This is a genomic window from Stenotrophomonas sp. 2201_Sma (assembly GCF_056486685.1).
On the sequence record NZ_CM151329.1, the window covers coordinates 2,274,319 to 2,287,387 of the forward strand.

A 13,069-nucleotide genomic window follows, 5' to 3' on the forward strand; every position below is an offset into this window, starting at 1 on the left:
GGTTGGGCCACCGCTGCTGGGGCGGTCACTTCAACTTGCTGGGGAGCATCGTCCGTATAGCGGACGGGATTGGTGATGACCCGTCCATCCGCAGCCTCGACAGGGGCTGCGCCTGCAGAATGGTGATGGTCATGGGACGACGGTGAGTTCATGCCGATGCTCGCTTTAGTGGGGATGGACTGCCAAGGCAGTGTGCCATTGCGGGTTACACAGCTATTCGGGGCTGAGCGTCCCGAGCACTGAAACAACAATCAGGATCAAGATGGCCAGCGCGGCCTCAGCCGTAACACTCTGCCGCAAAGCCCGCACCTCCTGCGCGGGATCTCCGCTGGTCAGCGCTCGTTCCAAGCGCGGCACCAGCGTCCATCGGTGCAGCGCTCCCAAACCCAGCATTCCAGCGAACAGGGCCAGTTTGAAAAGCAGCAACTTCCCGTAGGTGCTCTGGAACAGGGCCGAAAACGACCACGCGGTGAGATCCCCGTAGTGCGCGATGCCGGACACGATGAGCGCACCAACGAAGATCGTTCCCAGCGTCGAAAAACCATGCAGAAAGTCATGCGTTGATCGCAGACGCCCGCTGCCGTTCGTCTCTTTGCCGCGCAGCAGCATGGCAAGGAACATCAGGACCGCTGCGATCCAGCCGCCTGCCGCGAGAAGATGGACGATGCCTGCAGCAAGCCGGACCGCGCCTGCCAAGCCCTCGCCAGCGGCGGCGTGGCCGTTCCACGCCAGCGAAGCGAGTGCGCCGCCCGCCAGCATCGCCCCCAGCGGGAAGGCGGTCTCCACCTTCCCGCGGCGACGATGCCATCCGAGCACGAACATCAGGGCGACCAGCAGCGCGCCTCTCGCCATGGCTGCCCGGCCCGCGGACGTCTCGAGCAGATACCAGCCAAGCGATGCGCGATCAACCTCGGCAAGCGGCATTCCCATGATGCCCGCGGTCTTGAAGACGACATCGAGCCCGGTGAGCACGAGACCGGCTACGGCACCCGCCAATAGAACGCCCATGAGTGACCACCCGGCCAAGGCGTCGGCGAGTGCCGATCGACGCGACCCGTACCAACCGAAGAGTGGAACCCCGAAAAGAACCATGATGACAAGGTATTCCAAGAATCTCAGTGCATAAGCCGACAGGTCGAACATTCGCGACTCCTCAGCGCACCGTGAAGCTGAAGCTGCCCGGCATGGGGTGGTTGTCACCACCGACGGCGCGGTATTCCACGGTATAGACGCCCGGAGCCAGCGGTCCAGGCAACTTGGCACGCAGGGTCTTGCCGTTGTTGACGATCTCGGTCGTGAAATTCTCGATCGGCATGGTGGAACTGCCGTGCTTCATGAGCAACTTGAGACGCGACGCCCGCGGAATCAATGTCTCGTTGAACACGAGATCGATCTGGCCTGGCGAGGCCACCACCGCATTTGCCGCCGGTGTGGACTGCTGCAGCGCGGCGTGGGCGTGCGCGACCTGCAGCGAAAACTGCCCGGCCGCGATTGCGAGGACGAGCGCGAAGGAGCGAATGACGTTGGACGACTTCATATGGATAAATCCTCATTGGAATGTGATGCAAAGCCCGTTCGGGAGGGGCCGCGCTGTGTTCGATGCGACAAGCGTTAGATGTCGGACTGTCACTGAAACCACGATTTGTCGGATTTTCTTGATACTTCCGCTTTCGCGAGACGAGGATCCCACCGGCTCAGGCGGGATCCTCGACGCATTACGCTGCCATGGCGCTGCAGCTTTCCGCGCAGCGGCGACAAACTTCGGCGCAGCGCGTCATCTCAGGGTCGTTCATGGCGTCGCATGCATCGGCGCACTGGCGGCAGATCTCCGCGCAGGCACCGCAAACCACGTCGTGAACGCTGGCACCGCGCAGCATCGCGTCGGCACTGGTTGCGCAGGTATCGGCACACGTCGCCAACAGGGCGATGTGCTCCGGGGCCGCGTGAACACCTCCTTTGGTCAGGCAGTAGTTGATGGTCTCCAGGCAGATCGCATGGCATTGCGTGCAGTTGTCGATGCACTCGTTCATGGCCTGGGGCCGGTGTGCTGCGGAATGGTGAGTCATGTAGTTCTCCTTCTTCCTCGCGGGCGAGAATCGGCGCGCCCGCAACACCGTCCCCTGTTGCTGCGACGGATCAGTGCTGTGCGAACGGTTCAGTGGTTCCGTCGCGATGTATCAGCTCGACCGTGAACGGCTGCTGGCGTCCCTCCGGGACCTCCATGCCCGGAGAACCAAGCGGCATCCCTGGGAGGACCAGGCCGCGTGCGTTCGGCTTTTCTTCGAGGAGACGCTTGATGTCCGCGGCCGGAACGTGGCCTTCGATGACGTATCCGCCGATCTCGGCCGTGTGGCAGGAGCCCTTTGCATAGGGGACACCCAACCGCTCCTTGACCAGACCCAGGTCATCCATGTCGTGCACATCCACGGTGAATCCCGCCTTCTGCACGTGGTCGATCCAGACACCGCAGCACCCGCAGGTCGGGGTCTTGTGGACGGTCATGCGTGGCAGGGCTGCTGGAGTCGCGTCGGCTGATTGGACGACAACCTGTGCGGAGGGCGAGGTTGTGGGTTGCGCGGATGAAGCATCCTGGGTGCAAGCACCCAGACCAGCCACGGCAAGGACCACAAAAGTCAGACGGTGCAATGTGAGCGTAGTCATTTCAATCTCTCGACTCAGCGCTTGGTCCGCGAGGACCAGTGGATGTGGACGATCCGCCAGCCGTCCGCGGTCTCCTTCAGCACCATCGTCTCGTCGCTCTGGACGGTCAGTGGCTGGCCGTCCTTCTGGGCATGCAACTCGCTTTCGGTTCCGACCCACGCGAACTCGCCAGCGGCTCGTGCGCGCTGACGGAGCAGCTGGCGATGGGCGCCCTTGAGGAACGCCGCATCGCTGACTGCGTGATGGCCCATGTATTCCTCGCGGCTGCGTTCGGCGCCCCCGGACTCGAGGATGAGAACGTCGGCAGCGAGCAGGGCTTCGACCGTGGCCAGATCGCCGCTAGACAGGGCCCTGTTGAAACGCTCCGCTACGGCGACCGCGGCCTCTGCAGTGACTGGGACGTCGACGTCCGCAGATGCCGCGGCAGCGGGGTGATGTGCGTGCGGCTGTGTCGCCTGCGCCATTGCGGGGGACACGACGGCCAGTGCCAGTGCGAGGGTGAACGAGATTGCTGTTGCGTTCATTGCGTGGGCTCCAAGAAGATCAATGGGGGTGCGCATGGCCGTCATCGGCCACGGGCGTGTGTGGTGCAGGGTGCGACTCCACCTTGCCGTCGGGATGGCCGTGGCTCACCAACCCGACTTCCGTGTCGCTGGGTGTCGGGCCGTGGTGATCGTCGTCCACGCCCGGCGGGTGCGCATGCGGCATGGAGTTGTTGCCCGGCTCGAATAAGGCAGGGTGATCCTCGGCCTTTTCGTCGTCATGGTGGCCTTGCGTCTCGCCGCCGCCATGCGAATGGCCCTCGCTGCTGTCGACAAGTTCCTTGTACGCAGTCGCGTCCAGCGTGGGCAACTTCTGCAGGAAGGCCGACATGTTCCATATGAACTCATCGTCCATGCTGCCGCCCCAAGCGGGCATGCCGCTGGCCTTGATGCCGTGCTTGATCACCCAGAACGCCTCAGCTGGAGCGACCGGCTGTTTGCTTAGGTTCGGTGGCGCGGGGTACAGGCCCTTGCTCATCTCGGTGGCCGCCGCGTCTGGTGAAAGATGGCAGGTCACGCACATGGCGTTGTAGTTGCCCGCACCCTGGCGGATACGCTCAGGATCATCAAGGTTCGTGGGTAGCTGAAGCTTGGCGGCGCGCACCTCAATGGAACGCTCGCGCGCCGTTTCAAGTAGCGCATACACCGGGCGACTATGCGGATCGTCGGCGGCCACGTTGTACACGCCCAGAGAGAGCGTGGCGGTTGCGACCACCGCAACCAATGCCACGCCGGCACCGAGCCATACCCACATCTTTTTGTTGGATTTCATTGTCAGTTCCCCTTAGAACCAGGTACGAAGGCCGATGACCAAGCGCGTGTCTTCAAAGGACTCGCCATGCTCGCGTCGCATGTCTGCGGTATTGCCAAACGCGCGCTCGTACACCACGCCGATGTAGGGAGCGAACTTTCGGGTGAACTCATAGCGAAGTCGTAGCCCCGCCTCAGCGGCACTCAGACCCGAACCTATCCCGCGCAATGGATCGTTCTTGCCATAGGCGGTGACTTCCACCAGCGGCTGCAAGATCAGCCGGTTGGTTAGCAGCAATTCGTACTCGGCCTCGACATTGGCGGCAGTCTGGCCCCCTTCGCCGAGATAGGCTGTGGCGGACACTTCGAACTTCATCGGCGCCAAGCCCTGTACACCGATAGCGGCGAAGTTCTGCGATGCCCCAGGCTTGAAGTCATGACGCACACCGGCCACCACATCCCACCACGTGGAGATACTGCGGCCGTAAAGCACTTCCAGATCAGCCGACTCGGTCTGACCATCCGTGCGTTCGCCTTCACTGCGGAGCCAGACGCGATTGAGGTCCGTACCGATCCAGCCCTGGCCCTCCCAGCCCAGCCCGGTGCCCGGATCGGCATCCCAGGTTTCCAGGCGATTGAGCAGCACGTAGCTCTTGATCGAGTTGTCATGCACCGGATGCGCGTGTTCCGGCGCGATGGCCGCCTTGCGATCCGCGTCCGTCACCGCGGGAATCGGGGTGCGCGGCTGCGTTGGCGCTGCAGGCCCGTGTCCCATCTGACTGTGGTCCATGCCCTCCATCGATTGCATTCCCGCTTCTGGTGTAGCGGGCGCGGGCGAATCATGGCCCATCTGCGAATGGTCCATCCCCTGCATCGCAGGCGTGGCCGTGCCGGAGGTGTCGGCTGCAGCGGGCTGTGCCATCTGACTGTGATCCATGCCCTGCATCGACTGCGCCTGCGCTGTGGGCGCCGCAGGTGTGCTCGCGGGCGAGCCGTGCCCCATCTGCGAATGGTCCATGCCCTGCATGGCAGGCTCGGCTGCGTTAGCCTGCGGCTCGGCGTGGCCCATCGCCGCATGATCGATCGTCGCTTCGCTCGTCTTGGCCGGTGTTGCAGGCTTTTGGGCTGGCGCAGGTTTTGATGTCGGTGCCTGATGTGCAGAGTGATCCTGAGTCTGGGTCTGCGCGCCCTGCTCCATCTGCATGGAGCCGTGCTGCATAGATTGGGCGCTGGCCGCATTGGCCAGGGCCAGCGAGATAGCCGTCAGCGCAGTCAGGGTGGTATCGCGTCTATTGATGTTCATTCGTCGACCCTCACCGTGCGCATCATTCCGGCTTCCATGTGATAAAGCAGGTGGCAATGGAACGCCCAGCTGCCCAACGCATCGGCACGCACGCGATACGTGCGTCGGCTACCTGGCGGCATATCCACCGTGTGCTTGCGCACCATGAAGTTGCCGTTGTCGTCCTCCACGTCACTCCACATGCCGTGCAAATGGATGGGATGGGTCATCATCGTGTCGTTAACCAATACGATGCGCATACGCTCGCCGTAGTTCAGCCGCAGCGGCTCGACATCGGAAAACTTCTGACCGTTGAAGCCCCAGGAGAATTTCTCCATGTGTCCGGTCAGATGCAGCTCGATCTCGCGACCGGGGTCGCGTCCGTCAGGGTCTTCAAAGGTGCTCTTGAGCATGGAATACGTCAGCACATGACGGCCGTTATCGCGCAGGCCATTGCCCGGATCATCCAAGCGCGAACTCACGCTCATGGCTTGGTTGTCCAACAGGGGATTGTTGGTCTCGCTAGCAGGGTGTGATTGCATGCCCCCGTGCTGCATGCCTGCCATGGCACCATCGCCGGCGGCGGGCATCGCATGGCCTGCATGGGCCGAGGTCGCGTTACCGCTGACAGGTGGGGTCATGCCAGGCATGCCCATGGCCGCACCACAGCCGCCTTCCATGCCCTTGCTGCCGCCAGACATATCCATCGACCCATGATCCATGCCCATGTCTGCCATCGTCAGCAGCGGCCGGGGATCCACAGACGGAACGGGCGCGCGTAATCCTTCGCGCACAGCGAGCGTGCCGCTGATGTAGCCGGTGCGACCGGAGTCTTGGGCAAAGATGGTGAATGCGTCCTGCCCGGAGGGCTCCACGATCACATCGAAGGTTTCTGCTACCGCGATGCGGAACTCGTCGACGGAAACCGGATGGACATACAAGCCATCTGCCGCCACCACGGTCATCTTCAGCCCCGGAATACGCACATCGAAGTACGTCATGGCAGAGCCATTGATGAAACGCAGGCGCACCTTCTCGCCACTGCGGAACAAACCGGTCCAGTTGCCCAGTGAGGTCGTGCCGTTCATCAGGTAGGTGTAGGTGTTGGCGTTGACGTCGGACAGGTCCGTGGGCGTCATCCGCATCACGCCCCACATCTTGCGATCTTCCAACGTGGCCGACAGGCCGTTGCGCTTCACATCGCGCGCAAAATCGCCGACCGTGCGCTTGTAGTAATTGTCATGGCCCGGCATCTTCTTCAAACGATCGAACAGGGCCGTCGGGTCCAGGTCTGTCCAATCGCTCAGCATCACGACGTAGTCGCGATCGAAACTGAAGGGCTCCGGCTCCAATGGGTCGATGACGATCGGGCCATAGAGCCCGGCTTGTTCCTGGAACCCTGAGTGGCTGTGGTACCAGTAGGTTCCGCCCTGATGCAGGGTGAACCGGTAGTGGTAGGTCTCACCACGTCCGATACCGTCAAAGCTCAGACCCGGCACGCCGTCCATGTTGGCCGGCAAAATGATGCCGTGCCAATGGATGGAGGTGTCCGCGCCATGGATGGAGTTAGCGGGCAATGCATTAGAGACGCGCAAGTTGACCGTGGTGCCTTCCCGCCACCGCAGCAACGGCGCCGGAACAGACCCGTTGACCGTGATCGCGGTGCGGGTCTTGCCGGTGAAGTTCATCGGCGTCTCGCCAATGGTCAGGTCAAACTCAGTGCCCGATAGTACGTTGGGTTGTCCCGGCCCCTTGAGCGCCCAACTGGCTTTGGGCCAGAAACCTAATCCTGCGACTGCGCCTCCCAAGGCCAAGCCTTGGACAAATCGCCGCCGCGAAGGCAGCAGCGGTCCACCGCGTGGACCACGAAAATCATCATGCGACATGAAAATGCTCCAAGCGTCGTGTTGCCACCGGCGGGCGGTGGTACAGAGCGGGCGGCTGGCCTAAACAGGCATGCAAGCCACACCAACGGCGCCATTGCGGCGCCTAGGGACGCTTAGCCGATCGGTGGTCGGATCAGATGAGGCAAGGCAGGTGCCGCATGCCCTAGGGGCAGCGGCATGACATCCAGGCCCAAGGCCAGTTGCACCGAAACATGCAGGCGCGCAGGAAGTGCGCTCGCGCAAGCGTGTACGCAGGCGCACCGGCACGCAGAAGACTTGCAACAGTCGGGACCGGCATGGTCGCCATGCCCAGTGCCAGCCTTTTCAATCGATGTGGCATCGGGATGATGCTCAGCACTGTGATGGGCGAAGCAGTCTTCGTCGACTTGCACCGCGGCAGCCACTTCGCTGGCCTGCTCTTCCATGACCGGGTTCATACTGACGGACGCAAACGCCGACCACGCGCCGTTAAGCACGAGCATGGCGATCAGGAACAGTCGCAGTAGAAGTGAGGAGGCTGACACGGGCGACATGGTATATCACTTTAGACAAGGCGCGTGTGTATCGGTCGTGAACAAAATCTCAAGTAAGCCTGAGATGTCGCGACTTGTCAGTCGCACTAGCCGCGGACACTGCAGCTCCCTCCAGAAGCGCCCAAAGGGCGGGTTGAGGCGAAGAGTTGCCCATAGGGCGAGCGCTTGTTCGGTTTACTTCTCGGGCGTGGCCTCGATCAGCTTCACCAACTCGCGCTTCTGCTGCTTGCTTAGCGAGCCCCAGCGCAGGAGCAACTTGGCCAGCAGATCATCGTCGGTGTAAAGGAAGGCGGCGGGGATCCCCAACGCTTGGGCCAACCGCTCAGCAATCTCCAGCATGGGCTCGTGCTTGCCACGCTCGTACTGGTTGATTCGGGGGCTGGCCACGTGAGGATCCAGACCGGCCCGGATGCCCAACTCCTTCTGCGACAAACCCGTGTGCAGGCGGGCTTGTTTGAGGCGTCGAGCGAAGGTCGGTGTTGAGTCGACGGACAAAGTCACGCGCGCACCCCATGGAGACCCCATAAGGATGGCGGATGTACCCAGCCTTGCATACTAAGATATTCTTAGCTTTGAGGCAACCGGCGACACCGGTAGCGCCGCCCCCCCCCCCAGGAGCCACGCCGCTCCCTCATCCCCGGAAACCGCATGCCCGGAACCTCGTCAATGACGCCATCTGGGGTCGCCAGCATCGAGGAGTTGGGCCTTCGTGGCACCCTTTTCCTAGCCGCACTGTTAGCCGCGCAGCTACGACGCCTACCGGTGGCGCCCACACGCCGCTCCACCTTGCTGGTGCTGGACACGCTGCGAGACTTGGCCTTGATCCAAGTTCCCTGGCCAGCGGATCGATGGCAGATCCGCCCCGATGCCGAGGTCACGCCCATCGAAGATCTGCAATGGGCTTTCGCCTGGTCTACCCACGAGCGCAGGCACCTGCTCCCGGTGCTGGAAGACCAACTCGGCGATATGGCACACGATGTAGACTTGGCGGACGCGAAACTGGAGCTGTGGGATGAACTTGCACTCTGGGAGACCGAGCAGTTTCTGGAGCAGCAATTGCTCAAACATCACTTCGACCCAGGCTGGGCACGTGATGTGGGGTTCGTCTTTCAATCCGGACCGCGGGGCTTGCCGATCGCGCGGTGGCGTTACTGCTGCTGGGCGGCGGTACGCCAAGGTGCCTCGGTGGCGATGCGTCTTGGCGTGCACGACAGCGCCCATGTGCGGGAAGCCATCTTTCAGGAGGTCCAGAAGCGCCTGCGCTACCTGATGACCAGTTCGCCCGAGCAAGGCATGTTCAAGCCCTATCATTTGGCACCGGAGTCCTCAGTAGCCAAACTGTTTGTAGATTGGGTCGTCCCTATGGAATGGGCGTACTGGACAGGTGAGCGCCACCCCAGCCGCTAGCAGACAAACGAGCAGCCTCGTCAGTCGGCTCCCCCATCTTGCGCATGGCCGCGCCGAGTTTTCTTCACCGCATTTTGTGCTGGCGTCAGTTGATTCAGTAGAGGCTCTAGCGCTTCAAGACGTGCATTGGCACGCAACGCATCGGCTTCAGCGCTCTCGCGGCGCTCACGCTCCCGCGCAAGGGTGTCTTGAACTTGAGCTAGCTCGTTGCGCATGGTATCCAAGGTCTTGGCGTCAGTCTTCCAGCGCTCCTGCAGTGCCAAATAGTCCGTCGCGGTCTGGCGCAACGCCACGACCTCGCTGTGTTGGCCTTCGTGGGCCTGTCGTAGCTGGGCAAGCTCACGCTCAATCCGCCCGTGGCGCTCCAGCCATTGACCATTGTCGCGGTTCAGCACCAACAGCTCCTGATTCTTCGCGCCCAAGGCTTCATTGGCCTGACGTAAGGCTACTTGCAGCTCTTGGACCTGATGCTCGTGACGGCGAAGCTCTTGCTCACGCTGCTCTTTGGTTGAAGTGCGGTAGTGCTCAAGCGCTTCCCGGGCATGGGCATGCTTGTCCTCCAGAGAACGCGTATGCGCCTCATGATCAGCCAGCCGCACCGTCATGCCAGCGATGCGCTCGTTCAACTGGGCGATTTCCGCGATCCTGTCACCTAGATTCTGTTGAAGGAGGGCGTGAGCAGCTTGCTCTTGGTGCAGGCTTGCTTCGGTGCGCTGCAGCCGACTGCTCAAGGCGGCAGCCTCCTCTTGGGCACCGGAAAGCGCCTGTTGCCGACTGTGGAGCTCAGCCTGATGGCGCTCACGCTCCTGGGTGAGGATGGCCTCTGCTTCCTCCTGGAGCCGCGAGGCCAAGCGCGCAACCAAGTCCTGCAAAGCATCACTAACGGCTACCGTCCTCGCCGGACCGCCGCCTTCCTCTCCTTCCAGTTCACGCAAGTAGCGGTGGATCGTGGTCTTGGAGCCCGTGTTGCCCAAGGCCACTCGCACCGCGTCGACTGACGGCTTCTTGCGTTGGGCCAGCAGCGCGTCGCGCGCCTTCTGGACGTCACTCTTATAGAGTCCTGCGCGCGCCATCGTGCCACCTCACTTTATTTCGTAATGTATTACATACCATGTAATTACATACTATTAAAGCAGGTAGACGACCGCTCGTCGGCGAAAATAGTTATACGGGATAATATTGAATTATCCCGCGTAAGGCGGATTCTGACCCTTCCCGGCGTCCCAAGCAGTACGAAACCGCCCAGGGCCGGCGATCGCTGGGTAGTATGGCCCAGAGCGGAAAGGAGGCCAGCCAGGGTGCAGGCAGGCTCCGCCACCGAGCCCGTTGGCCATCATAGGACTGTGCATGCCGATCGAACGTATCGTCATCGACAACTTCAAGTCGTTTCGCCATCTGGACCTGCCCCTCAATGCCCACATGAACCTGGTGGTGGGCGACAACGAGGTCGGTAAATCCACCCTGCTGGAGGCCATCCACGCGGTGGTCACCGGCCAGCTGCATGGGCGCAATCTTGCCTACGAGCTCACGCCCTACCTGTTCCACCAGCCCACGGTGCAGGAGTACTTGGGAGCGCTTGCCACGGGCACGCCGGCCTCGCCGCCACGGATCTCCATCGAAGCCTATCTGGGCGCCGACGCCGCGCTGGCGTCGTTACGCGGCACCAACAACTCCCTGCGTCTGGATACCGCCGGCATCCGGCTGCTGGTCGAGCTCAACGACGACTACCGCGAGGAGTTCAACGCCTACCTGCAGCAGCACCAGGGCGCGGTCAGCCTGCCGGTGGAGTACTACACGGTGCGCTGGTACTCCTTCGCCAACAATGGCGTCACCGCCCGTAGTATTCCGTTCGACTCGACCATCATCGACACGCACGGCATCAAGACCTTGTCCGGTGCCGATCGCTATATCGCCGGCATCATCGAGCAGGCACTGACGCCTGCGCAGCGCGTCTCGCTGTCGCTGAGCTTCCGCCGCATGCGGCAGAGCTTTTCCGAAGAAGCGGATGTGGCAGCGATCAATGCCTACTTGACCGAGCACACCGGGGACATCAGCCACAGGGCATTGACGGTAGGCGTGGACACATCGCCGCGCTCAACGTGGGAAACCAGCCTGTCACCCTACCTGGATGAGCTCCCGTTCACCCAGGCCGGCAAGGGCGAGCAAAGCGCGGTGAAGATGAAGCTGGCGATGCACGCGGCCGGCGCGGCTCACGTGCTGCTGATCGAGGAGCCGGAGAACCATCTGTCCTATTCCAGCATGACCCAGCTGATCGACAAGATTGCGGCCCTCTCCACCGCCCAGCAGGTGATCATCGCCACCCACAGCAGCTTCGTGTTGAACAAGCTGGGCGTGGACAACGTGATCCTGTTCAGCGCGCAAGGCCAGATGAAGCTGGACCAGCTGCCCAGCGATACCCACGACTATTTCATGAAGCTGCCGGGCCACGACACGCTGCGGTTGATCCTGGCCAAGCAGGCGATCCTGGTGGAAGGCCCTTCCGACGAACTGATCGTGCAGCGTGCCTACAGTGACCATCACGGCGTGGCGCCGATGGCTCACGGCGTAGACATCATTTCGGTCAAGTCGTTGGCATTCAAACGCTTCTTGCAGATTGCCGATCGACTGAGGATTCAGGCCAAGGTGATCACCGACAACGACGGTGATATCGCAGTTGTGCAAGAGCGCTATGCCGAGCACATCAACGCGATCTATTACGATTCCGACGAGAGCGCCCCTTCGCTGGAAGAGCAGCTGATCAAAGCCAACTCGCTGGCCGAACTCAATACCGTGCTGGGCAAGGCCTTTGCCGATGAGGTGGCGCTGCTCAAGTACATGAAGGGCCATAAGACCGATACGGCCTTGGCGATTTTCAATAGCCCGCACTCGATCAGGTTCCCGGACTATGTCCAGCGTGCCATCACCTAACCGGGTCCTGCTCTCGGCAGCCGGCTCGGGCAAGACCACGTTGCTGGTCCGGCAGGCCTTGGAGCGACCTGAGCGCCGCATCGCGATTGTCACCTACACGCTGGAAAACCTGGAAGAGATCCGGCGCTCGTTTGAGGCCCACGCAGGCGCGGTCCCCGCGCATGTCACCTTGCACAGCTGGTATGGCTTTCTGCTGCGCCAGTGCATTCGCCCGTACCAGGCTGCGCTTTGCCCTGAGCCTCGCATCGAGACCATCCTGTTCGTAGAAGGTGTCACCAACAACCGCGCCCCACGCACCCAGGTGGCGCGCCACTACCTGGCGGGCAACCGGATGTATTCGGACCGAGCGGCCGATTTCGCTGTGCGCTGCGATGAGCTGACCCAAGGCCAGGTCGTGGCGCGATTGGCGGCGATGTACGACGAGCTCTACATCGACGAAGTCCAGGATCTGGCCGGCTTTGATCTGGATCTGGTCGAACGGCTGTTGAAGAGCGAGATTGCCATCACGTTGGTAGGCGATACGCGCCAAGCCACGTATGCGACCAACTATGCGCAAAGGTACAGCCAATACCGTGGTCCGAATCTGGCAGCGCTGTTTCAGATTTGGGAGGCCGACGGCTTATGCCGGCTGGATCACCGCCTCACCAGTCTGCGCTGCGTCCAGGCCCTGTGCGATATGGCTGACACGCTCTATCCGCAGATGCCGCGGACCCAATCAGGCAATGGCGAGGTCACCGGACACGATGGCATCTACCTCGTCGCTCCAGGGGATGTGGCCGCGTACATGCAGGAGTTCGCCCCCACCGTGCTCCGGCATGACCGGCGGCAGGCGTGCGACGGACTGCCGGCGGTGAACTTTGGGCAGTGCAAGGGCCGCACCTACAGTCGGGTCCTCATCTTTCCGAACGGGCCGTTGACGCAGTACCTGCGCACGGCCGATGCAGCGCGTATCACCGCGCCGCCGAAATACTACGTGGCCTTCACCCGGGCGCGGCAAAGCGTGGCCTTTGTGTATGCCGGCGCGTGCGCGTTGCCGGGTCATCAGCTCTATGCGCCTGCCAGCGCAGACGCATAGAGCCA

Annotated in this window: 14 protein-coding genes; 3 read left to right on the forward strand and 11 right to left on the reverse strand. The window is 62.1% G+C overall.

Annotation, left to right across the window (positions count from 1 at the left end):
- Positions 1-213: 213 nt before the first annotated feature.
- The 10 genes from copD to ACZLIF_RS10695 form a co-directional block, all read right to left on the reverse strand.
- Complete coding sequence (gene copD / locus ACZLIF_RS10650) at positions 214-1,143, reverse strand: copper homeostasis membrane protein CopD (protein WP_017354978.1); 930 nt, start codon at positions 1,141-1,143, stop codon at positions 214-216.
- Positions 1,144-1,153: 10 nt separating this feature from the next.
- Positions 1,154-1,537 carry a copper homeostasis periplasmic binding protein CopC gene (copC, locus tag ACZLIF_RS10655; RefSeq protein WP_005413416.1) on the reverse strand — a complete coding sequence of 128 codons (384 nt, stop codon included), beginning with the start codon at positions 1,535-1,537 and terminating at the stop codon, positions 1,154-1,156.
- Between the two features lie 178 nt (positions 1,538-1,715).
- Positions 1,716-2,066 (reverse strand): four-helix bundle copper-binding protein, encoded by a 351-nt coding sequence (locus ACZLIF_RS10660; RefSeq protein ID WP_012480213.1) that lies wholly within the window; start codon positions 2,064-2,066, stop codon positions 1,716-1,718.
- A gap of 70 nt (positions 2,067-2,136) precedes the next feature.
- On the reverse strand, positions 2,137-2,661 hold the full coding sequence (locus ACZLIF_RS10665; RefSeq protein ID WP_012480214.1) for a DUF411 domain-containing protein: 525 nt from the start codon (positions 2,659-2,661) through the stop codon (positions 2,137-2,139).
- Between the two features lie 14 nt (positions 2,662-2,675).
- A complete protein-coding gene (locus tag ACZLIF_RS10670; RefSeq protein WP_031269112.1) occupies positions 2,676-3,185 on the reverse strand; it encodes a nuclear transport factor 2 family protein in 510 nt (169 codons plus the stop codon).
- A gap of 19 nt (positions 3,186-3,204) precedes the next feature.
- Positions 3,205-3,975, reverse strand: coding sequence for a c-type cytochrome (locus ACZLIF_RS10675; protein WP_005413420.1), 771 nt, complete (start codon positions 3,973-3,975; stop codon positions 3,205-3,207).
- Positions 3,976-3,987: 12 nt separating this feature from the next.
- The gene (locus tag ACZLIF_RS10680) at positions 3,988-5,256 is read right to left on the reverse strand and encodes a copper-binding protein CopB (protein WP_005413421.1); all 1,269 of its coding nucleotides are present in this window, start codon (positions 5,254-5,256) and stop codon (positions 3,988-3,990) included.
- Positions 5,253-7,121: a copper resistance system multicopper oxidase gene (locus tag ACZLIF_RS10685; protein WP_012480217.1), complete on the reverse strand. Its 1,869-nt coding sequence runs from the start codon at positions 7,119-7,121 to the stop codon at positions 5,253-5,255. The genes ACZLIF_RS10680 and ACZLIF_RS10685 overlap by 4 nt, the downstream gene beginning before the upstream one ends.
- Before the next feature lie 113 nt (positions 7,122-7,234).
- The gene (gene copL, locus ACZLIF_RS10690) at positions 7,235-7,654 is read right to left on the reverse strand and encodes a transcriptional regulator CopL (RefSeq protein ID WP_012480218.1); all 420 of its coding nucleotides are present in this window, start codon (positions 7,652-7,654) and stop codon (positions 7,235-7,237) included.
- A 174-nt stretch (positions 7,655-7,828) separates the two neighbouring features.
- Positions 7,829-8,179 (reverse strand): helix-turn-helix domain-containing protein, encoded by a 351-nt coding sequence (locus ACZLIF_RS10695; RefSeq protein ID WP_043033515.1) that lies wholly within the window; start codon positions 8,177-8,179, stop codon positions 7,829-7,831.
- Positions 8,180-8,302: 123 nt separating this feature from the next.
- Here ACZLIF_RS10695 and ACZLIF_RS10700 point away from each other — a divergent pair, with 123 nt between their 5' ends.
- Entirely contained in the window at positions 8,303-9,061 is a 759-nt protein-coding gene (locus tag ACZLIF_RS10700; RefSeq protein WP_223224790.1) for a hypothetical protein, read from the forward strand.
- A gap of 20 nt (positions 9,062-9,081) precedes the next feature.
- Here the strand turns inward: ACZLIF_RS10700 and ACZLIF_RS10705 are convergent, their stop codons facing one another.
- Positions 9,082-10,134 carry a DNA-binding protein gene (locus ACZLIF_RS10705; protein ID WP_021201903.1) on the reverse strand — a complete coding sequence of 351 codons (1,053 nt, stop codon included), beginning with the start codon at positions 10,132-10,134 and terminating at the stop codon, positions 9,082-9,084.
- 274 nt (positions 10,135-10,408) lie between these two features.
- Between ACZLIF_RS10705 and ACZLIF_RS10710 the strand changes: the two genes are divergently transcribed.
- Both ACZLIF_RS10710 and ACZLIF_RS10715 read left to right on the forward strand, forming a co-directional pair.
- The gene (locus ACZLIF_RS10710) at positions 10,409-11,989 is read left to right on the forward strand and encodes an ATP-dependent nuclease (RefSeq protein WP_026070029.1); all 1,581 of its coding nucleotides are present in this window, start codon (positions 10,409-10,411) and stop codon (positions 11,987-11,989) included.
- Positions 11,967-13,064, forward strand: coding sequence for a UvrD-helicase domain-containing protein (locus ACZLIF_RS10715; protein ID WP_043033512.1), 1,098 nt, complete (start codon positions 11,967-11,969; stop codon positions 13,062-13,064). The genes ACZLIF_RS10710 and ACZLIF_RS10715 overlap by 23 nt, the downstream gene beginning before the upstream one ends.
- Positions 13,065-13,069 lie beyond the last annotated feature (5 nt).